Source organism: Pseudomonas sp. NY15463 (genome assembly GCF_048068415.1).
Classification (GTDB): Bacteria; Pseudomonadota; Gammaproteobacteria; order Pseudomonadales; family Pseudomonadaceae; genus Aquipseudomonas; species Aquipseudomonas mosselii_C.
Genome location: NZ_JBLUQD010000007.1, coordinates 241786 through 263080 on the forward strand (window position 1 = coordinate 241786; position 21295 = coordinate 263080).

At 63.5% G+C, this 21295-nt stretch carries 14 protein-coding genes and 1 other RNA gene; 3 read left to right on the forward strand and 12 right to left on the reverse strand.

Annotation, left to right across the window (positions count from 1 at the left end; translation table 11 throughout):
* Window positions 1-3: 3 nt before the first annotated feature.
* The 3 genes from recR to dnaX all read right to left on the reverse strand — a co-directional run bounded on the left by recR (window position 4) and on the right by dnaX (window position 3284).
* Window positions 4-606: a recombination mediator RecR gene (recR, locus tag ACNFIC_RS18985; protein ID WP_138220240.1), complete on the reverse strand. Its 603-nt coding sequence runs from the start codon at window positions 604-606 to the stop codon at window positions 4-6.
* Between the two features lie 219 nt (window positions 607-825).
* Window positions 826-1161, reverse strand: a complete 336-nt coding sequence (locus ACNFIC_RS18990; protein ID WP_016488349.1) for a YbaB/EbfC family nucleoid-associated protein — start codon at window positions 1159-1161, stop codon at window positions 826-828.
* A 65-nt stretch (window positions 1162-1226) separates the two neighbouring features.
* Window positions 1227-3284, reverse strand: coding sequence for a DNA polymerase III subunit gamma/tau (dnaX, locus tag ACNFIC_RS18995; protein WP_416781622.1), 2058 nt, complete (start codon window positions 3282-3284; stop codon window positions 1227-1229).
* A gap of 132 nt (window positions 3285-3416) precedes the next feature.
* On the opposite strand from dnaX, the gene ACNFIC_RS19000 reads away from it, so the two are divergent.
* Window positions 3417-4154, forward strand: a complete 738-nt coding sequence (locus tag ACNFIC_RS19000) for a substrate-binding periplasmic protein (RefSeq protein ID WP_416781623.1) — start codon at window positions 3417-3419, stop codon at window positions 4152-4154.
* 268 nt (window positions 4155-4422) lie between these two features.
* Here ACNFIC_RS19000 and ACNFIC_RS19005 read toward each other — a convergent pair whose 3' ends face one another.
* From ACNFIC_RS19005 to ACNFIC_RS19045, 9 genes are all read right to left on the reverse strand, one after another.
* Complete coding sequence (locus ACNFIC_RS19005) at window positions 4423-6366, reverse strand: hypothetical protein (RefSeq protein ID WP_416781624.1); 1944 nt, start codon at window positions 6364-6366, stop codon at window positions 4423-4425.
* A 21-nt stretch (window positions 6367-6387) separates the two neighbouring features.
* Window positions 6388-6810, reverse strand: a complete 423-nt coding sequence (locus ACNFIC_RS19010; protein ID WP_240791757.1) for a hypothetical protein — start codon at window positions 6808-6810, stop codon at window positions 6388-6390.
* Window positions 6811-6929: 119 nt separating this feature from the next.
* Complete coding sequence (locus ACNFIC_RS19015; protein ID WP_416781690.1) at window positions 6930-7523, reverse strand: hypothetical protein; 594 nt, start codon at window positions 7521-7523, stop codon at window positions 6930-6932.
* Window positions 7524-7536: 13 nt separating this feature from the next.
* A complete protein-coding gene (locus ACNFIC_RS19020; RefSeq protein WP_416781625.1) occupies window positions 7537-8583 on the reverse strand; it encodes an N-acetylmuramidase family protein in 1047 nt (348 codons plus the stop codon).
* A 258-nt stretch (window positions 8584-8841) separates the two neighbouring features.
* An RNA gene (gene ffs / locus ACNFIC_RS19025) (signal recognition particle sRNA small type) lies at window positions 8842-8938 on the reverse strand.
* A gap of 320 nt (window positions 8939-9258) precedes the next feature.
* Window positions 9259-11613, reverse strand: coding sequence for an NAD-dependent DNA ligase LigA (gene ligA / locus ACNFIC_RS19030; protein ID WP_416781626.1), 2355 nt, complete (start codon window positions 11611-11613; stop codon window positions 9259-9261).
* Window positions 11614-11881: 268 nt separating this feature from the next.
* Complete coding sequence (gene zipA / locus ACNFIC_RS19035; protein WP_416781627.1) at window positions 11882-12763, reverse strand: cell division protein ZipA; 882 nt, start codon at window positions 12761-12763, stop codon at window positions 11882-11884.
* A gap of 193 nt (window positions 12764-12956) precedes the next feature.
* On the reverse strand, window positions 12957-16445 hold the full coding sequence (gene smc / locus ACNFIC_RS19040; RefSeq protein ID WP_416781628.1) for a chromosome segregation protein SMC: 3489 nt from the start codon (window positions 16443-16445) through the stop codon (window positions 12957-12959).
* Between the two features lie 3 nt (window positions 16446-16448).
* Window positions 16449-17108 carry a GntR family transcriptional regulator gene (locus ACNFIC_RS19045; protein ID WP_138220252.1) on the reverse strand — a complete coding sequence of 220 codons (660 nt, stop codon included), beginning with the start codon at window positions 17106-17108 and terminating at the stop codon, window positions 16449-16451.
* Between the two features lie 259 nt (window positions 17109-17367).
* On the opposite strand from ACNFIC_RS19045, the gene xdhA reads away from it, so the two are divergent.
* Together xdhA and xdhB are read left to right on the forward strand one after the other, a co-directional pair.
* On the forward strand, window positions 17368-18822 hold the full coding sequence (gene xdhA, locus ACNFIC_RS19050; protein ID WP_138220253.1) for a xanthine dehydrogenase small subunit: 1455 nt from the start codon (window positions 17368-17370) through the stop codon (window positions 18820-18822).
* Entirely contained in the window at window positions 18815-21214 is a 2400-nt protein-coding gene (gene xdhB / locus ACNFIC_RS19055; RefSeq protein ID WP_138220254.1) for a xanthine dehydrogenase molybdopterin binding subunit, read from the forward strand. The genes xdhA and xdhB overlap by 8 nt, the downstream gene beginning before the upstream one ends.
* Window positions 21215-21295 lie beyond the last annotated feature (81 nt).

Genomic DNA, 21295 nt, shown 5'->3' on the forward strand with positions numbered 1-21295 from the left:
CGCTCACAGAGAAATCGGCTTGCGCCCGGCAAAGGCATGCGCCAGCGTCCCGCCATCCACCAACTCCAGCTCGCCGCCCAATGGCACGCCATGGGCAATGCGCGTGGCGGCCAGGCCCTTCTCGGCCAATAGCTGGGCGATGTAATGGGCAGTCGCCTCCCCTTCCACCGTCGGGTTGGTGGCCAGGATCACCTCATTGAAAGTGCCCTGCTCGTCAATGCGCGCCATCAACTGCGGAATGCCAATGGCATCTGGGCCCAGGCCATCGAGCGGCGACAGATGCCCCTTGAGCACGAAGTAACGCCCGCGGTAGCCGGTCTGCTCCACCGCATACACATCCATCGGCCCCTCCACTACGCACAGCTGGGTATCGTCCCGGCGCGTGTCGGCGCATTGCGGGCACAGCACCTCCTCGGTCAGGGTGCGGCACTGGCGGCAGTGGCCAACACCTTCCATGGCCTGGCTCAGGGCCTGGGCCAGGCGGGTGCCGCCACTACGGTCGCGCTCGAGCAACTGCAAGGCCATGCGCTGGGCGGTTTTCTGGCCAACGCCAGGTAGGATGCGCAGGGCGTCGATCAGTTGGCGGATGAGGGGACTGAAGCTCATGGGAAAGGCCTGATAAATCGGTAAGACGCGGTTTATACCGGCGTGGGGTAGTGGCGTCAAATCCACCATCGCAGCGCTCGCATTACCTGCGCACCGCCTGCTTGGTAAATAACCCGCCCCCACAAGGAATGAAGCCCGCACTCAAAATGATGTGCGCCTAAAAGACAAAAAACCGCCGATGGTTACCCAACGGCGGTTTCCTTGAACAGGCTGGATGCCTTAGAACGGCATCTTGAAGCCCGGCGGCAGCTGCATACCAGCGGTCATGCCACCCATCTTCTCCTGGCTGCTCTGCTCGATCTTGCGCACGGCGTCGTTCAGCGCGGCGGCGATCAGGTCTTCCAGCACTTCCTTGTCGTCCTCGTCGGTCGACATCAGGCTCTGGTCGATGCTTACGCGCTTGACGTCATGGCGACCGGTCATCACCACGCTCACCAGGCCGCCACCGGACTGGCCGGTGACTTCGGCGTTGGCCAGCTCTTCCTGCATCTTCTGCATCTTTTCCTGCATTTGCTGGGCCTGCTTCATCAGGCCGGCCATGCCACCTTTCATCATGGGAAAGTACCTCGATCTGGGTCATGTGATGCAGCCAGGCTCACGCCGGCCACATGGTTATCCGTTCATTGCCCCTGGGTGGCCAGGGGCTCTACAGGCTCAATAGTATCGTGCCTGACCGTCGCGCCGAACTGCCGAATCATCTGCTGGATGAGCGGGTCCTGTTCGATGGAGACCACAGCCTCATGCTGACGTTCGGCGCGCTTGCGCGCAGCGGCCTGGGCTGGGGTTTCCTGCTCGGGGCGAATCAGCTCGATCTGTAGCCGGATTGCGCGCCCCAGGGCCTGGTTGAGCGCTTCGTTCAGCCGGCGCTGCTGGGTGGCGTTGAACAACGCGCCCTGCCCAGGGTCCAGGTGCAGCAGCCAATCGTCGCCGTTGGCGCTGATCAGCGTACAGTTCGCGGCGATGTTGCCCGTCATCCCGGAGACAGGCAACTGTGGGAACAATTCCAACCATTGCAGGGCCAGGCCAGTGGCGGGTTTGGCCGCAGGCAGCGGTTCGACAGGCTTGGCCACCACGTCTTCCTGCACGTGCTCGGCCAATTCGTCCAGGTAACTGAAGCTCGAGGCATCGCCCTCTGGCATGTAATAGTCGTCATCAGCCGGCGGCTCGTCGTCACGCTCCAGGCTGGCCGGACTGTACGCCGACGGGTCGAATGGCGGAGCGTCGTCATCTGGCGGACTGTAACTCGGCGCAGGTGCTGGCTGTGGCTGCGGCTGCGGCTGCGGCTGCACGGGGGCAGCAGGCTCGTCCCACGGCAGGTCGACGACTTCCTCCACCCGTTCTGGCTCTGGCGCACAAGCCTCAGGTTCAGGTTCAGGTTGCACCTCAGGCTCGGGCTCGATGGTCGCCACCGGCTCAGGTTCCGCCACCGGCTCTGCCTCAACAGCGGCCGCCTCAGGCTCGCTGACAGGCTCGACCGGGGCGACGTGTACGACCGGCGCGATGGGCGCCGCGGCTGCCACCGGTGTTGCCGGATCAGCTGTGGCCTGGCTGATCCCCGTTGTCTTTAGCACTGCCCGAGGGGCGTCGTCGCTGTCGGCCGGGCGAAACGCCAACATGCGCAGCAGGACCATCTCGAAGCCGCCGCGCGGATCCGGCGCCAGCGGCAAGTCGCGGCGGCCAATCAGCCCCATCTGGTAATAGAACTGCACATCTTCGGCCGGGAGGGCCTGGGCCAACGCCAACACCCGATCACGGTCGCCCTGGCCGTTGTCCACCGCCTCCGGCAGGGCCTGGGCGATGGCTACCCGGTGCAGCACGTTGAGCATCTCCGAGAGCACGCCGTTCCAGTCCGGCCCCTGCTCGGCAAGGTCGCGCACCGCTTCGAGCAACGCCCGCGCATCCCCCTCCAGCAATGCCTGGAGCACGCCGTACACCTGGCCATGATCGAGGGTGCCGAGCATTGCCCTTACATCGGCGGCCAACACCTTGCCTTCACCGAAGGCAATCGCCTGGTCGGTCAGGCTCATGGCGTCGCGCATCGAGCCATCGGCGGCGCGACCAAGCAGCCACAGGGCGTCGTCCTCGAAGGGCACGTTCTCGGCACCCAGCACGTGGCTCAGGTGCTCGACCACCCGCTCCGGGCTCATATTCTTCAGCGAGAACTGCAAGCACCGCGACAGGATCGTGGCCGGCAGCTTCTGCGGATCGGTGGTGGCGAGGATGAACTTGACGTAGGGCGGCGGCTCTTCGAGGGTCTTGAGCAAGGCGTTGAACGAGTGCGTCGAGAGCATGTGCACTTCGTCGATCAGGTAGACCTTGAAGCGTCCACGGCTCGGAGCATACTGCACGTTGTCCAGCAGCTCGCGGGTATCTTCCACCTTGGTGCGGCTGGCGGCGTCGATCTCGATCAGGTCGACGAAACGCCCCTCGTCGATCTCCCGGCACACCGAGCAGGTCCCACACGGGCTGGAAGTGATGCCGGTCTCGCAGTTCAGGCACTTGGCAATGATCCGCGCAATGGTAGTCTTACCTACCCCCCGAGTACCGGTAAACAGGTAGGCGTGGTGCAGGCGCTGGTTGTCCAGGGCGTTGATCAAAGCCTTGAGCACATGGGTTTGGCCGACCATTTCGCGGAACGAGCGCGGACGCCATTTACGTGCAAGAACCTGATAACTCATCAAAAAACCATCGTGACCGGAGCGGGCGGAAAGAGCGCTAATGCTAGCGGAGCGAGGGGGAAATTGCACCCCGGCGTTCTCGTCTAAGCTATCTAGCGCAAAGCCGTCAGACCAAACCAGGGAGGAGGTGACGTGCGGCGAGTCCTGGCCATCCTGTTACTCTGGAGCTGCCACAGCCTGGCCGAGCCTGCGGCAATGCGCTTCTCCATCGCCGAAAGCTGGAGCATGCCGTTGGTACGTATCGAGCACGAACAGCCCGTGGAGGGCATCGTGTTCGACCTGATCCAGGCCATCGCTCGGGAAACCGGCGTACAACCGCACTATCACGTCATGGCACGCCTACGCCTGGAAGAAGCCATGGCCAGCGGCGACATAGATGTCCGCTGCAACGTGTCCACCCAGTGGCTGACGGACCGTCCAGGCGACTATATCTGGAGCATCCCACTGTTCGAACAGCGCGACCTGCTGGTCGGCCGCGCCGGCCAGACCACCGTCAGCACGCCGCAAGCGCTGCCAGCGCAAGCGATCGGCACCGTCCTGGGGTACGTCTACCCTACCCTGGAGCCGCTATTCCAGCGCGGCCAGTTGCACCGCGAAGACAGCCGCAGCCAGTTGCTCGCCTTGCGCAAGCTGCAAGCCGGACGTTACCAGTATGCAGTCAGCAACCAGCTGTCATTGCAGTGGTTCAACCGTCAGTTGCCCGCCGAGCAGCGCTTGCCGGTCCAAGCCGTACTGCAAGAGCAAGCGCTTGGCTGCATGGTGCGCAACGACCCAGCCCTGCCGACCCAGGCGGTGCTCAGGGCACTGGTCAGGTTGAAGCAGTCAGGCGAGATCGAGCGGATTATCGGGCGGTATACGGATGCGCCGTAGTCCATACGAGCGAAGCGCTTGGCTTGTCGTGGCCGTTGCAGCAACTGTCTTGCTCAATAGCTAAAACCGACGCGCCCCCTGTGGGAATGGGCTTGCTGGAATGCCGAGCGTGCCGGAAAGGACTGCGCTTGATTCGGGTGTTGCGCCATCCTGTGGGAGCGGCTTTAGCCGCGAACACCGGCACAGCCGGTGCCATCCTCCGCGTCGCCTGCTTCGCGGCTAAAGCCGCTCCCACAGGGTACAGGGCGCGCATGCACAGCCTGCGCCCTCAGTAACCGTGCAGCTCGCGGAAGGACTGCCCCTTGTGGTAGTCGATCCACTCCTGCACGTCATACGGCAGGTACAACTGCCGACGCGCCCGCGACAGGGCGATGTATACCGCACAGATACGCTCGTCGAAGGCGTAGGCATCGCGAAACGGCTGGGTACTCATCAGCTCCGGGGTCAGCAGCACCTGGTCGAATTCAAGCCCCCCCGCATCCTGCGCCAGCATCAGCGTCAGGCTGGCGCGCTGGTCGCTGACCCGGGCATCGAGCGAGGTCAGGTCGGCAAACTTGTAGCCCGCCTCAAGACGCGCCTCAACCCATAGGAAGGAGGCGTCGAAGCGCTCGTTCTCGCGTACCTGGCGCCAATCCGGCAGGTGCGCGAAATACGGATGCGCACCCGCCGCATCCGGCCCTGCGGCATAGAAAGCGGCGCGAAACAGCCCCACGGCCGTGGCCATGAAACGGCGCAGCTCAGGCCAATCAGGGAACGCCAGCAGACAATTACACTCAGCCAGCTCCATGGCCCAGCGCATGCTGTCCCAACGCGAAGCGGTGAGCACCACGCATCCCTCGGGCGGCACGAAACCCTGGGGATAGTGCTCGATGCCCACATCGACACTGCGCGCGGCTTCGAACGCCACCTTGGATTTACGCGAATGCAGGCTGATCAGCGGGTTGATCAGGCGCTCGACCCGTGGCCCGGAACGCACGGCGAAAGTCATGTCCTTGTGCCGCACCTGGCGCTCGCGGCGAACCACTTCGCCGCTGGCCTTCTGATACTCATCGCCCAGGGTGATCAGCACCTGGCGGCCACGCTCGATGATCTGCAACAGCGCAGCGGGTACGTCCTGGCTTTCGTCGATGATCACGTGGCTGAAACGCCCCGGCACGCTGCAACCGGCCAGGCCCGCACGCTTGATCAGCAGCAGCGCCTCGAAACCGGTCTGCGCGCCCCATGCCGGGTTGGCCTCCAGGTAGCGCCACAGGCGGCTGGCGTACTCCAGCAGCGCCTGGGCATCGACCCCAGTCAGGGCCTGCCGGAAGAACGGCAGGTGGCGGCTAGACAGGCTGTAGTCGCGGGATTCGCAATAGCATTGCAACACCTCCAGGCAGATATCCAGGGTGTGCTCGGCATCGTACTGGCGCAGCCCGAGAATCCCCAGCTCTTCGGCGACCCGGCGCTTGCCCGGCAGCGCCTGGCGGCTGTTGGGCGCACGGGCATCCTTGAGCAGGGCACGGGCGAACTGGGCGAAGGTCGCGCCGACCTTGGCCTGCGGATCCAGCCCCATGCGCTGGCGCAACGCGCCGAGCTTGCCGGGGGTACGCGCCAGGGCCAGCACCCGACCGCCCGGCAGGCAGTCCATCAGCGCGCCGAGCAGGTAGCTCTTACCGATGCCGGCGTAGCCTTGCACATGGATGTCTTCGTCGAGGTTGGCGCGGATCACCTTGAGCAGCTTGTCCTGCTCGACCGTGAGCCAGCGCTCCTTGTCGAAGCCGGTGACCACTTGTTGGCTGAACGGGTTATCGCCGTGCTGACGGCGGATCCTGAACTCGAAATCCCACGTGCCGTTGGCCAGCAGGTACTCGCGCGCCTGGACGGTTTCTTCGTCCATCAGGCGCAGCTTGGAGGCCTTGATCACCTCCAGGCCAAAGTACAGCTTGCGCGCATCGAACAGCCGACGCGCCTCCGACAGCAGCCCAACACCCGGCGAATGAGCGCCCTCGACGGCCCAGGCCAGCAGCCGGCCGAGCACTTTTTCCGCCGCGCGCGCATCCACCTGGCCTGGGTTGTGCGCCAGGTTCTGGATCACCAGCAACGCCGCCAGCTCCGGCTCGCTCAGCGCCTCGAGCGCCGGCGCGCCTTCGGCCTGCAACAGCGCCTGGCATTGCTCGAAAGTGATCGGCAGATAGACCGGGCGGGAAAAATCGAAGTGTTCAGGCTGCATGGGGGCTCGGGGTACAGGGGTTCATTCAGGCGTTGCCGACGGCTCGCCCAGGGTCAGTTGCAGCTGGTAATCGCCCAGCGACCCGCTCATGTTGCCAGTATGGCCAGGGTTGGTCCCAGGCGCATCGAGCACGCTGTCGAGTTCGTGCAGGGCCAGTTCCAGCAACTTGCGCAGGTCGCGTCGATTGGACGCGGACACCTCAAGCCGTAGCGCAAAGGCCGCCGCAGGCGCCGGGGCCGGGGGCGTCGCTTCAGCAAGAATACGCTCGTGCTCCTCTTCCATCTGGTCGAGGACCTTGGACAGCTCAAGCACCCGCTCAGGCTCGTTGGCCATCTGGTCCTTGATCTCCAGGCGGCGCACTTGCCACTCACGGATTTTCTGACGGGTTAGCGCGTCGACGTGTTCCACGGTCGCTGTCTCCTGGCCGAACGGACGGGTGCGCATGATAAGGCGCCACGCGGCATCGTGCTGGAATTAAAACGCCGGGAGGATACGAGGGGAAGAGGCAGGTGGTATTCGAAGCAGCCCACGGGGCCAGCCTCGGGCCCCGCGAACTGGCAGGATCAGCTTTTCGGCGCGACCAAAGGGCTGTACTGATCGGCACGGATCCAGCCGGTGAAGGAGCGGTCATTGGCATTGACGTACTCGACCTTGGCCCAGCCATCCTTGTACTCAAGCACCCCGACCACATCGTTCTTGACGATGTACGGGCGCTTGGTGGCCTTGCTGCCCGGCGCCTTGAGCAGGTAGGCCTTGTCGCTGGAAACGCTCACCAGCCCGATCCATGCTCGGCTGTCGATACGCCCAAGCTCAAGCCCCGTGGCAATCTCCGGCGCCAGTACACTCATGCAGCCGGGGTGCTCACGCCCCTTCTGCACCGTCAGCGTCACGCCATCGGCCGTTGCCGCCACCTGGCCGGGATACGCCGCGCGGCTCCAGGTGGTGATCGAACCACCAGGCTGCCCCTTGAAGTAGAACGCGCAGCGCCGGCTCACGCCCTCGCCCAATTCCTCGGCATAGAAACCCTCGACCTGATGATCCGGAGTGACTGCGAGCATCAGCGCCTCGTAGCGCCCAGGCTCAAGCGTGGCCGTATCGGCCAGTAGCGGCGCGGCAAGGCCCAGCGACAGTACGCTGGCGGCCAGCAAACGGGTGATCCCTGTGTTCATTTCACTTCTTCCCTTCAAGTGCTTCAAAGGCTTTCTTGATACGCACATCGTAATCGCCGAAATCCTCGCCGTTATAACTGCGCGCCATGCCGGCATAGTCTTTGTTCTTCGCCGCCTTGATAAAGGCCGGGTTCTTCGCGCAAAACCCCAGAAACGCCTTGAGTTGCTGCCCCGCATTGATTTTCATCGCGGCGGCAAACTCGAATACGGTTTTATAGCCACACGAAGCAAAGTTGAAACCCATGATCTGAAACATGCCCCAGGAGGCCGACATCAACGCCGCTTCCTGATCCAGACCAAATGCCGTTGCCATGGTTTCCCAGGCCTTGGTCTGGTCCTTGTTATTGGTCTGCCACTGCGGGCCGGCCTTCTTCTTGTAGATATACGACAGCAGCGGGTGGGTCTGGTCGTACTTGTGCTTGGTATAGCGCCGGAAGATATGCCCTTCGAAGGCAATCACCGGCAATTTCGCCGGCCCAAACCCCGAGCGCCCGCCCGACTCCACCGTGGCGAACGCCTTGACCAGGTTGGCGCTAATACCATTGCCCAGCTGCGCGGCAGCGTTCTGGAAATCCGTATCGCTCAGGGTCATGCCACCGTCGCAGGTGGCCTGCAGGATCATATCGCGGTTGCGCCGCTCGGCCTCGATCATCGCCCGCGCCCGCGCCAGGTAGTGGTTGACCGTGGCCTGGACCATGTCGCCAGCGCTGTTGCCGAACACATTGGCGAAGGTCGGCAGGCGCAAGCTGGGGTTGAGCTTGACCGGCACCCGCACGGCCTGCTCGATCAGGCTGTTGAAGGTCCGCCCGGCCGGGTCTACCACGCCGTCAGGGTGGGCATACTTGAGCTGACGGAACTGATATTGGCTGATGCACTGCACTAACTGGCTGTCGCAGCGGCCATTTTCAGCCATCGGAAAACCCAACCTGGGATTGACCAAGTTGAACAAGTATTGAATACATTGAACATCGGCCGGCAAGTTGCGCGCTTTACCCGGCGTGCCTACCGAAGCCGTGATGAGACTGGGCAAACCTTGCAGGCTTTTCATTGTATACGTCCTTGTTCGTCAGCGAAGTTGATATCACTTTAATATCATTCCATTGCCACATTCATACTTTGAAACATGTGGCTGGCGGAAACTAACAAGGCGGTTTTGAGTTGTCCAGAGGGGACGTCGAGCAGTGTGATGTGATGCAAGGGTGTGGGGCGAAAATTCGGGATGTGCGCAGGGTGACAGGCACAGAGGCTGGCAATGGCTTTGAGTGGGATATTCAGGAGAGGTGAAGCAAGGGAGAGATGGAGGCAACCCCACCAGCCACACCCCGGCACTCGATGTTCCCGCTATGGCTGCTCCCTTCCGGGCCTGACCAGGTTGACGGGTAATCGATGCGGGGGGACCGGTGGGGCCACCATCACGCAGCTCGTCAGGCGACGAGCCGCGCCATTGTACCGTTCCGTGGCCAAGATACAACCGTTGCGAGAGAAAAAAGCATCGTTTCTCAAGGACTTGTGCAGACACTGGCTCTACAGGGAGTCTGTAGGAGCGACCTTGTGTCGCGATGGGCTGCGTAGCGGCCCCAGGATTTGAGCCTCATGCAAGATCGCCGGGGCTGCTGCGCAGCCCATCGCGGCACAAGGCCGCGCCTACAGGTGCAACGCTGGATTCAGGCGTTGCACAATCCTGTGCGGGCGGGTTTGAACCGGACGCGGCGCGCTTGCGAGATCAGAGGGTGATGCCCTGCCCCGCCATGAAGGCCACGAACTGCTCTTCATCCAGCACCTTCACCCCCAGCTCGTTGGCCTTGGTCAGCTTGGAGCCCGCACCGGGGCCGGCGACCACGCAATGGGTCTTGCCTGACACCGAGCCGGCCACTTTCGCACCCAGGCTTTCCAGCTTCTCCTTGGCCACATCCCGGCTCATGCGCTCAAGCGTGCCGGTCAGCACCCAGGTTTGCCCGGCCAGGGGCAGGCCTTCGGCGGATTGCTTCTCGCACGACCAGTGCATGCCGAATTCCAGCAACTGCGCCTCGATCGCACGGGCCAATTGCTGGTTGGCCTCGACCTTGAAGAACTCTCGCACGCCTTCTGCCTGCTTGGTATTGAGCGCCTGGCGCAGGTCGATGCCGTCGGCCGCGATGATCTTGTCCAGGGTGCCAAGCTTGTCCACCAGCTTCTCGGCCCCGGTCGGGCCGACCGAGGGAATGTCCAGCTTGGCGAGCAGGCCAGCCAGCGTGGTGCTGGCGGCGAACTCCGCGCCCAGCTCGCCTTCGTCCTGCAACTGCATACCGGCTGCCAGCAGCGCGTCGATGACCGCGCGGTTGTGTGCATCCTCGAAGAAGTTGTGGATTTCAAAGGCCACTTCCAGGCCGATGTCGGGCAGGTACGTGAGCACTTGCGGCAAGGCCACCTGTATCCGCGACAGACGGCCCAGCGAGCGCGCCAGCACCTTGGCGGTCTCCTCGCCCACATCGGGGATGCCCAGGGCATAGATGAAACGGGCTAGGGTCGGGCGCTTGCTGGCGTCGATGGCGGCCAGTAGCTTGTTGCTGGACACCTCGGCGAAACCTTCCAGGCCAACGATCTGCTCGAACTGCAAGCTGTACAGGTCGGCTGGCGAACGAATCAGCCCTTCGTCCACCAACTGCTCGACGCTCTTCTCGCCCAGGCCGTCGATGTCCATGGCGCGGCGCGACACGTAATGGATAATCGCCTGCTTGAGCTGCGCCGCGCAGCTCAGGCGGCCGACGCAGCGGTACACCGCGCCTTCGCTGGTGGTTGCCTTGCCCTTGCTGCGCTTGACCAGTTGGGTGCGTTCGACGTGCGAGCCGCACACCGGGCAGTGCGTCGGGACCTGCACCGGGCGGGCATCGTCCGGGCGCCGGTCGAGGACAACCTGCATCACCTGCGGAATCACATCACCGGCGCGGCGGATGATCACCGTATCGCCGATCCGCAGGCCCAGCCGGGCGATTTCGTCCATGTTGTGCAGGGTGGCGTTAGACACGGTCACGCCAGCGACCTTGACCGGCTTGAGCCGCGCGACCGGGGTCACCGCACCGGTACGCCCGACCTGGAACTCGACATCGAGCACTTCGGTGAGTTCTTCCATGGCCGGGAACTTGTGAGCAATCGCCCAACGCGGCTCGCGGGCCCGAAAGCCCAGCTCGCGCTGGGAGGCCAGGCTGTTGACCTTGAACACCACGCCGTCGATCTCGTAAGGCAGGTCGTTGCGGCGCGCGCCGATGTCACGGTAGTACTCAAGGCACTGCTCGATGCCCGCCGCATGGCGCAGCTCGCGGCTGATCGGCAGGCCCCAGGTCTTGAGCTTTTCGAGGATGCCGATATGGCTGTCACCGAATGCTTCGGACACCTGGCCCACACCGTAGCAGCAGAACTCCAGCGGACGGCTGGCGGTGATCTTTGAGTCCAGCTGGCGCAGGCTGCCGGCAGCCGCATTGCGCGGGTTAGCGAATGTCTTGCCGCCCGCCTCGGCCTGGGCGGCGTTGAGGCGCTCGAACCCGGCCTTGCTCATGTACACCTCGCCGCGCACTTCGAGCACCACCGGCCAGCCTTCGCCTTGCAGCTTGAGGGGGATGTTGCGCACGGTGCGCACGTTGGCGCTGATGTCCTCACCGGTGGTGCCGTCGCCACGGGTGGCGCCCTGCACCAACTGGCCGTCGCGGTACAGCAGGCTTACCGCCAGGCCGTCGAGCTTCGGTTCGCAGCTATAGTCCACCGCCGCGCCCGCACCGAACAGGTCACCTGCAGGCAGGTCCAGCCCCTCGACCACACGACGGTCGAAGTCGCGCAGATCGTCTTCCTCAAAGGCGTTGCCCAGGCTGAGCATGGGGATCTCGTGGCGAACCTGGCTGAACGCCGACAGCGCAGCGCCACCCACGCGCTGGGTAGGCGAATCAGGCGTGACCAGGTGCGGGTGCTCGGCCTCCAGGGCCTTGAGCTCATTGAACAGCCGGTCGTATTCGGCGTCCGGCACACTGGGCTCGTCGAGCACGTAGTAGCGATAGTTGTGCTGGTCGAGTTCGGCGCGCAATGCGTGGATTCGGGATTCGGCGGTCATTTTCGTGTTCTCTTGCAAGGCAGGCAGCCAGCGGCATTCAGGCTGAACACTCAAACAAGAGGGGCCGCGTTGCGCCCCTTCACAGGCAAGCCCGCCCCCATAGGGACCGCGCTCGCCATGACAGCTGCGCAAATCCTGTGGGAGCGGGCTTGCCCGCGAAGGGCTGCAAAGCAGCCCCAATCAAATGAGTAACCAGCACCAGCCCCGACAGCCCTCTAGCTTGAATCATCGCAGTACGAACCGAGGCTGGGCTCGCCTGCTCGGGTGTTCAGCGCTTCTGGGTCAGTGCGCGGCGCTCGAACTCGACGATGCGCTGGCGGTAGTGCTCGATGGTCTGGGCAGTCAACACGCTGCGTTGGTCGTCCTTGAGTTCACCGTTGAGTTCGTGGGCGAGCTTGCGCGCGGCAGCCACCATCACGTCGAAGGCCTGCTTGGGATGGCGCGGCCCCGGCAGACCGAGGAAGAAGCTCACCGCACGGGTGCTGAAGTGGTCGATGTCGTCCAGGTCGAACACGCCGGGCTTGACGGCGTTGGCCATGGAGAACAGCACTTCGCCGTGACCGGCCATGCTTTCATGGCGATGGAAGATGTCCATTTCGCCGAAGCGCAGGCCGCTTTCAAGGATGTTCTGCAGCAGCGCTGGGCCCTTGAAGCCGGCTTCGTCGCGGGAGATGACGCTGATCACCAGCACCTCTTCCACCGGCGGCAGCTCCTTGGCGGCGTTGCTGGAGGTGGCAAAGCCGCTGTTACGGCTGTTGTCGGCGGCCAGTTCCTCATCGCCTTCGTCGAACAAGTCAGGCTCACGCGGCTCGGCAGCCAGACTCAGGTCACCCTGCTGCACCTCGCTGTGCTGGCGCTTGCCACGCTTGGGCTTGCTCGGCCTTGGCTCACGCTCGCGCTCACGGGCCGGAGCACTCACCGACGGCAGATCGGTTTCGTCCAGTTCGGGCTCTTTTTGGGTTTCCAGCACACGGGCCGGGCCCAGTACCTCGGCGCTGCCCTCGTCGTCAGGGGCGTTGGCATAGCTGCGGTCCAGGCGGAACTTCAACTTGCCCTTGCCGCCGCGCATGCGGCGCCAGCCGTCGAAAAGAATACCGGCGATGACAATGATGCCGATGACGATCAGCCACTCGCGCAGACCGATTTCCATGTAATCCCGTGCCTCTATAAAAAATATGCTTGAAAACAAAGGCTTCAAAGGCCTTTAACACGTGGCGCCAACTCTATGTTCTGACAGGCGTTTTACCCACGCTAGAAACAAGTGCCATAAAGCTAGCACGACCAAAGGCAACTTTACACCGTCTGTCGCTCCTGCCAGGGGAAATACCCGCATGATCATGCCGTTAGGCGTCGACCATGGACATCGCTTGCTCCACATCAACTGCAACAAGGCGTGAACAACCAGGCTCGTGCATGGTCACGCCCATCAATTGATCGGCCATTTCCATGGCAATCTTGTTATGCGTGATGTAGATGAATTGAACGGTTTCACTCATTTCCTTGACCAGGCGGGCATACCGCCCGACGTTGGCGTCGTCCAACGGTGCATCGACTTCGTCGAGCATGCAGAACGGCGCGGGGTTCAACTTGAAGATGGCAAACACCAGCGCCAGGGCGGTCAGTGCTTTCTCGCCGCCAGACAGCAAATGGATCGTGCTGTTCTTCTTGCCGGGCGGGCGCGCCATGATTGTCACCCCTGTATCGAGTAGATCTTCGCCCGTCAGTTCCAGATAGGCGCTGCCGCCACCGAAAACTTTTGGGAAAAGTGCCTGTAATCCGGCATTTATCTGATCAAAGGTATCCTTGAAACGGTTACGGGTTTCCTTGTCGATCTTGCGAATGACGTTTTCCAGGGTCTCCAGCGCCTCTACCAGATCGGCGTCCTGGGCATCCAGGTAACGCTTGCGCTCGGACTGCTGCTCGTACTCCTCGATGGCCGCCAGGTTGATCGCACCCAGGCGCTGGATACGCGACTCGACCTGTTCCAGCTCCTGTTCGGTGCCCTGTTCACTGGCATCGGCCTCGAGCGTGGCCAACACGCCCTGAAGATCGTAGCCGTCTACCAGCAGTTGTTCCTGCAACGTTTTGCGCCGTACGTCCAGGCCTTGCGACTCCAGGCGCTGCTGTTCCAGTTGACCGCGCAGCACCTGAGCTTGCTGCTCAGCCTGGGTGCGCCGACGCTCGGCCTCGCGCAGCGCGCGGTCGGCTTCGTCCATATGCAGGCGAGCCTCGCGCATTTCTTCATCCACGCGCATGCGCCGCTCAAGCAGCTCTTCGAGCTTCAGACGCAGTTCTTCGAGCGGCGCCTGGCCTTCTTCGAGGTTCAGGTTCAGTTGTTCCTGGCGCTCGCTCAAGCGCGCGGCCTGTTGCTCGAGACGCTCCAGCGCCTGGCGGGTAGAGTCGTGCTGCGCCCGCAGCGAGCCCAGGCGCACGGCCAGTTGATGAGCGTGATCCTTGTGCTGGCGCGCCTCCTGGCGAACGCGGTCGAGGCCTTCGCGCAAGGTATCGCGGCGGGCCATCAACTGCTCGCGCTGCTCGGTGTGCTGGGCCATCAACTCCAGGGCCTCTTGCAGCAGCAGGCGGGCTTCACCCAGCTGTTCGTGCTCGATGGCGCGCTGTTCCTGCAACTCGGCCAGTTCTTCTTCAAGACGGCGATGGCGCAGCGCCAACTGTTCGGCACGGGCGCGGCCGGCCGACAGGCGCGCCTTGAGTTCAGCGTGCCGACGGCTTTCATCCTGGCTGCGGCGGCGCAATTGCTCGCGCTGTTGTTCCTGGTCGAGCTGTTGTTCACGCAGGCGCTGCAACTGCTCATCGCACTGTTCAAGCTGTGCCTGCTGTTCGGCTTGCGCATGGCCCAGGCGTTCGATTTCCTGGCCACGGGCGAGCACCCCGCCCTGGGCGTCACCGCCACGGCTGACCCGCAGAAAATGCTGGCCGACCCAGTAGCCGTCGCGACTCACCAGGCTCTGACCCTGGGCCAGCGACCCGCGCTGGGCCAGGGCTTGCTCGAGGGTTTCCACCGGCCGCACCTGGCCCAACCAGGGCGACAGGTCGGTGCGCCCCTGGACTTTATCCAGCAAGCTGCCAGGCACTGGCACGCCTTCACTGCCCTCCAGCAACAGGCGCAACTCGCCCTGCTCCAGGTCGTTGAAAGCGAGCCCGGCGAAGTTGTCGAGCAGCACCGCTTGCAGGTCCGCGCCTAGTACGGTTTCCACCGCCAGCTCCCACCCTGGCTCGACCCGCAGCCCTTCGGCCAGGCGTGGGCGGTGCTCGAGGCCCTGGCTGCGCAGCCAGTCAGCCGCGCCCGCACCAGGTTCCAGGGCAGCTTGCTGCAGCGCCTCTAGGGACGCCAGGCGCCCGCCCAGGCGTTGCAGCTCACCCTGCTGTTGCTGCTGAGCCTGCGCGGCTTGCTGCAACTGTTCGCGCACGCCTTCGAGCTGTTCGACGACCTGCTGCTCCTGCAACTGCAAGTCTTCCAGCAACAGCTCGCAGCTGGCCACCTGCTCGGATAACGCGTCAGTCTCAGCGTCCTGTGGATCCGCACCCAGTTGTGCGTGTTCTTCGCCCAACTTGCGCTGGCGTTCGGCCAGACGTTCAAGGCTGGCCTCCAACTGCGCCGCCCGCGCCTGTTGCACCTCGGCCTGACGGCGCGGCTCGGCGGAGCGGGTGTTGAAGCTGTCCCACTGCTCTTGCCAGCCGTGCATGCCCAGCTCGGCTTCTTCCAGGGTCGCGGCAGCTTCTTCGGCAGCGGCCAGGATCAATTCCTGCTCGGGTTCAAGCATGCCCAGCTCTTCACCCAGGGTGGCCAGCAAGGTGCGGTCGTGGCCCAAGTGGGATTCGGTTTCAAGACGCGTGCGCTCGGCTTCCTGGAGATCATCCTGCAACTGGCGCAGGCGCTGCTGGCCGTGCTGAATGCTCTGCTCGACACGGGCGATGTCGCCAGCCACCGAGTAGAACCGCCCTTGCACCTGGTTGAAACGCTCGGACAATTCGTGGTGGCCATCACGCAGGCGTTCGATGCTGGCGTCGGCGTTACGCTGCTCGGCCACCAGGGCCTCGAAGGCGATCTCCTGGTCACCAATCACCGTCTCGCGCTGGCGCACGCGTTCGTCCAGCTCGCGCCAGCGCAATGCCGACAGGCGCGCCTTGAGCTGCCGCTCCTGGGCCTTGTACTCGCGGTATTTTTCAGCGGCCTGGGCCTGACGATGCAGGCGTTCGAGCTGACGTTCGAGTTCGTCGCGCAGGTCAGTCAGGCGCGCGAGGTTTTCCTGGGTACGACGGATGCGGTTCTCGGTTTCGCGGCGGCGCTCCTTGTACTTGGAAATGCCAGCGGCTTCTTCGATGAAGTTACGCAATTCCTCGGGCTTGGCCTCGATCAACTTGCTGATCATGCCCTGCTCGATGATCGAGTAGCTGCGCGGGCCCAGGCCTGTGCCGAGGAAAATGTCAGTGATATCGCGGCGCCGGCACTTGGTCCCGTTGAGGTAGTAAGTGTTCTGCGCGTCGCGGGTGACCTTGCGGCGGATCGAGATCTCGGCGTAGGCGGCGTATTCACCGACCAAGGTGTTGTCGCTGTTGTCGAACACCAGTTCGATGCTGGCCTGGCTGACCGGTTTGCGGCTGGTGGAGCCGTTGAAGATGACATCGGTCATCGATTCGCCGCGCAGGTTCTTCGCCGAGCTTTCGCCCATCACCCAGCGCACCGCGTCGATGATATTGGACTTGCCGCAGCCGTTGGGGCCTACCACGGCCGCCATGTTGCTGGGGAAGTTGACCGTGGTGGGGTCGACGAACGACTTGAACCCGGCCAGGCGGATGCACTTGAGGCGCATCGGTCAGACCCGCGCCATGGCCGCCAGCACCAACTCGCAACTGCGCTGGCAATAGGCTGCCAGCACTTCGCGGATGGCCGGCAGGTCACGCGCAACCACTGCCTGCAACAGGCGCGCGAACAGGTCGAGGTAATCGGCCATGTTGGCCTGGCGCTGGTCCAGCGCCAGGAAGTAGGCGCGGCTCATGGCCGGGTGCAGGTTCTCGACGGTTTCTTGCAGGTACGGGTTGTTGGCGAACGGATACGCCGCGCGCATCACTGCGAAACTGTCGGCGACGAATGCCTCGATGTCCTGGCATGCGTGGGCCGCTTGCAGACGCTGCTGGATGTCCAGAAACGGGCGCAGGTCAGCCTCCAGGCGCCAATGTTGTGCAACCGCATTGCCCAGCAGGATGTACAGCTCGCCCATCAAGGTGCACAGGCTGCGGATGTTGTGTTCGTCCAATTCGGTCACATGCGCGCCACGGCGCGGCAGGATCGCCACCAAATGGCGCCGTTCGAGGATCAGCAACGCCTCACGCACCGAGCCTCGGCTGACGTTGAGGGCCTGGGTGACCTTCTGCTCCTGGATGCGCTCACCGGGCGCGAGTTCGCCGCGGATGATCCGCTCGGCCAGGTAGTGGGCAATTTGCTCGGAGAGGCTGTCCGGCGCCTTGAACGTCATGGTTTTCCTTCGTAATCGGGAGGCTGTGCACAAGCGCGCGATTGTAGCGCACTTGCATCCTGCGCGATGTGCTTTGTGTGACCGCCAGGTCAACTCTTCCGTGCGGCGCGAACTATGCTTGGGAAAACAGTGCATTGTCGCGATTCGGGTAGTGCTCGAGCAAAATCTTGACCTTTGAGTCAGAAAATCATTGACCTTGTGCTCAGCGGTTGCTTAGAGTCCGCCCGAACAACAATAAAACCATTGCGAGGCCTTCCCCGTGATCCAGTTTCTCGTCAACCAGGCGCTGCACAGCGAGCACGCCCTGGACCCGAACATGACGGTGCTGCAATACCTGCGCGAGCACCTGGGCAAAACCGGCACCAAGGAAGGCTGCGCCAGCGGCGACTGCGGGGCCTGCACCGTGGTGGTCGGCGAGCTGGTCGAAGACGACCAAGGCCGCGACAGCCTGCGCTACCGCAGCCTCAATTCCTGCCTGACATTCGTCTCGTCCCTGCATGGCAAGCAGTTGATCAGTGTCGAAGGCCTCAAGCACCAAGGCGAGCTGCATAGCGTGCAGAAAGCCATGGCTGATTGCCATGGTTCGCAATGCGGCTTCTGTACCCCAGGCTTCGTCATGTCGCTGTTCGCCCTGCAAAAGAACAGCACCGGTCACGACCTGCACCAGGCCCAGGAAGCACTGGCCGGCAATCTGTGCCGCTGCACCGGCTACCGGCCGATCCTCGCGGCCGCCGAACAGGCCTGCGCCCAGCCTTGTCGCGACCCGTTCGACGCCCAGCAGGCCCAGACCATCGCCCGCCTCAAGGCCATTGCCCCGCAGCAGACCGGCGAGCTCAACAGCGGCGACAAACGCTGCCTGGTGCCGCTGACCGTGGCTGACCTTGCCGAGCTGTACAGCTCGCACCCCGAAGCGCGCCTGCTGGCGGGCGGCACCGATCTTGCGCTGGAAGTCACCCAGTTCCATCGCAGCTTGCCGGTGATGATCTATGTCGGTCACGTCGCCGAACTCAAGCGCATTGAACGCAGCGCCACGCACCTGGAAATCGGCGCAGCCACCCCGTTGACCGACTGCTACGCGGCACTCAACGCGGAATATCCCGACTTCGGCGAGCTGCTGCACCGCTTCGCGTCACTGCAAATCCGCAATCAGGGCACCCTGGGCGGCAACATCGGCAATGCTTCACCGATTGGTGACTCACCGCCCCTGCTGATTGCATTGGATGCGCAGATCGTCCTGCGCCAGGGCGAACGCCAGCGCACCTTGGCGCTGGAAGACTACTTCATCGACTACCGCATCACCGCGCGCCAAGACAGCGAGTTCATCGAGAAGATCATCGTGCCGCGCGCCAGCAACGACTGGACGTTCCGCGCCTACAAAGTGTCCAAACGCCTGGACGATGATATTTCTGCGGTGTGTGCGGCGTTCAACCTGAGCCTGGAAAATGGCATGGTCAGCGGTGTGCGCATTGCCTTCGGCGGCATGGCCGCGATCCCCAAGCGCGCCCGCGCCTGTGAGGCCGCGCTACGCGGAAAAGCCTGGAACCCGGCCACGCTGGAGCGCGCCTGCCAGGCCCTGGCCGAGGACTTCACCCCGCTCAGCGATTTCCGCGCCAGCTGCGAATACCGCCTGTTGACAGCGCAAAACCTGCTGCGCAAGTACTTCATCGAACTGCAATCGCCGCACATCGAAACCCGGGTGACCGCCTATGTCTAACCATCATGCCGTCAAGAGCCAGGCCGAAATGGCCGCATTGTTCAGCCAGGACCTGACCACCGGGGTCGGCCGCAGCCTCAAGCACGAAAGCGCCGACAAGCACGTGGCCGGTGAAGCGGTGTACATCGACGACCGCCTGGAATTCCCCAATCAATTGCACGTGTTCGCGCGCACCGCAGACCGTGCCCACGCACGCATCCTGCGCATCGACACACGCCCCTGCTACCAGTTCGAGGGGGTGCGCATCGCCATCACCCATGAAGATATCCCGGGCCTCAAAGACATCGGACCGGTGGTGGCAGGCGACCCGCTGCTGGCCATCGACAAGGTCGAATTCTTCGGCCAGCCGGTGCTCGCGGTAGCGGCACGTGACTTGGATACCGCGCGCCGTGCGGCCATGGCGGCAATCATCGAATATGAAGACCTGGAGCCTGTGCTGGATGTAGTCCAGGCCCTGCGTAACAAGCACTTCGTACTCGACAGCCATACCCACCAGCGCGGCGACGCAGCGGCCGCCTTGGCCAGCGCGCCGCACCGTATCCAGGGCAGCCTGCATATCGGCGGCCAGGAGCACTTTTACCTGGAAACCCAGATCAGCTCGGTAATGCCTGGCGAAGACGGCGGCATGATCGTGTACTGCTCCACCCAGAACCCCACCGAGGTGCAGAAGCTGGTAGCCGAGGTCCTGGATGTGCCGATGCACAAGGTCGTGGTGGACATGCGCCGCATGGGCGGCGGTTTCGGCGGCAAGGAAACCCAGGCGGCCAGCCCGGCGTGCCTGTGCGCAGTGATCGCGCACCTGACTGGCCAGCCCACCAAGATGCGCCTGCCGCGTGTCGAAGACATGATGATGACCGGCAAGCGTCACCCGTTCTACGTCGAATACGACGTGGGCTTCGACGACAGCGGTCGCCTGCACGGGATCAACTTCGACCTGGCCGGTAACTGCGGCTACTCGCCAGACTTGTCCGGCTCGATCGTCGACCGCGCCATGTTCCACGCTGACAACGCCTACTACCTGGGCGACGCCACGGTGCACGGCCACCGCTGCAAGACCAACACCGCCTCCAACACCGCCTATCGCGGTTTCGGCGGCCCGCAGGGGATGGTCGCCATCGAGCAGGTGATGGACCACATCGCCCGCCACTTGGCGCTGGACCCACTGGCGGTGCGCAAGGCCAACTACTACGGCAAGACCGAGCGCAACGTCACCCACTACTACCAAACCGTCGAGCACAACATGCTCGAAGAGATGACGGCCGAACTCGAAGCCAGCAGCGACTATCCTGAGCGCCGCGAGTCGATCCGCCGCTTCAATGCCAACAGCCCGGTGCTGAAAAAAGGCCTGGCGCTGACCCCGGTGAAGTTCGGCATCTCGTTCACCGCCACCTTCCTCAACCAGGCTGGCGCCTTGATCCACATCTATACCGACGGCAGCATCCACCTCAACCACGGCGGTACCGAGATGGGCCAGGGCCTCAATACCAAGGTCGCGCAGGTGGTGGCCGAGGTGTTCCAAGTGGATATCAGCCGCATCCAGATCACCGCCACCAACACCGACAAGGTGCCCAACACCTCGCCGACCGCCGCATCCAGTGGCGCCGACCTGAACGGCAAGGCCGCGCAGAACGCCGCCGAAATCCTCAAGAAACGCCTGACCGAGTTCGCCGCCCGGCACTACAACGTGACCGAGGAAGACGTCGAGTTTCGCAACGGACATGTGCGCGTGCGCGACCAGATCGTCAGTTTCGAACAGCTGGTGCAGCTGGCGTACTTTGCCCAGGTGTCGCTGTCGACCACCGGTTTCTATCGCACGCCGAAAATCTTCTACGACCGTACCCAGGCCCGTGGCCGGCCGTTCTACTACTACGCCTTCGGCGCCGCCTGCGTGGAGGTGATCGTCGATACTTTGACCGGCGAGTACAAGATGCTGCGTGCCGACATCCTGCATGATGTGGGCGATTCGCTGAACCCGGCCATCGATATTGGCCAGGTGGAGGGCGGCTTCATCCAGGGCATGGGCTGGCTGACCACCGAGGAACTGGTCTGGAACGCCAAGGGCAAGCTGATGACCAACGGCCCGGCCAGCTACAAGATCCCGGCAGTGGCCGACATGCCGATCGACATGCGCGTGAAACTGGTGGAGAACCGCAAGAACCCTGAGGACACGGTGTTCCATTCCAAGGCCGTGGGCGAGCCGCCGTTCATGCTCGGCATCGCCGCTTGGTGCGCGATCAAGGATGCCGTGGCAAGCATCGCCGACTATCGCGTGCAGCCTAACATCGACGCCCCCTCGACCCCGGAGCGGGTGCTCTGGGGCTGCGAGCAGATGCGCAAGGCAGTGGCTGCCGCGCAACCTGCAGAGCAGCAACTGGAACCCGTCAATCACTGACACCGCTGGCCACTGTAGGAGCGGCCCCAAGGCCTGTGCAGTCATGACGATTAGAGCTGCTGTGCAGCCCTTTCGCGGCAC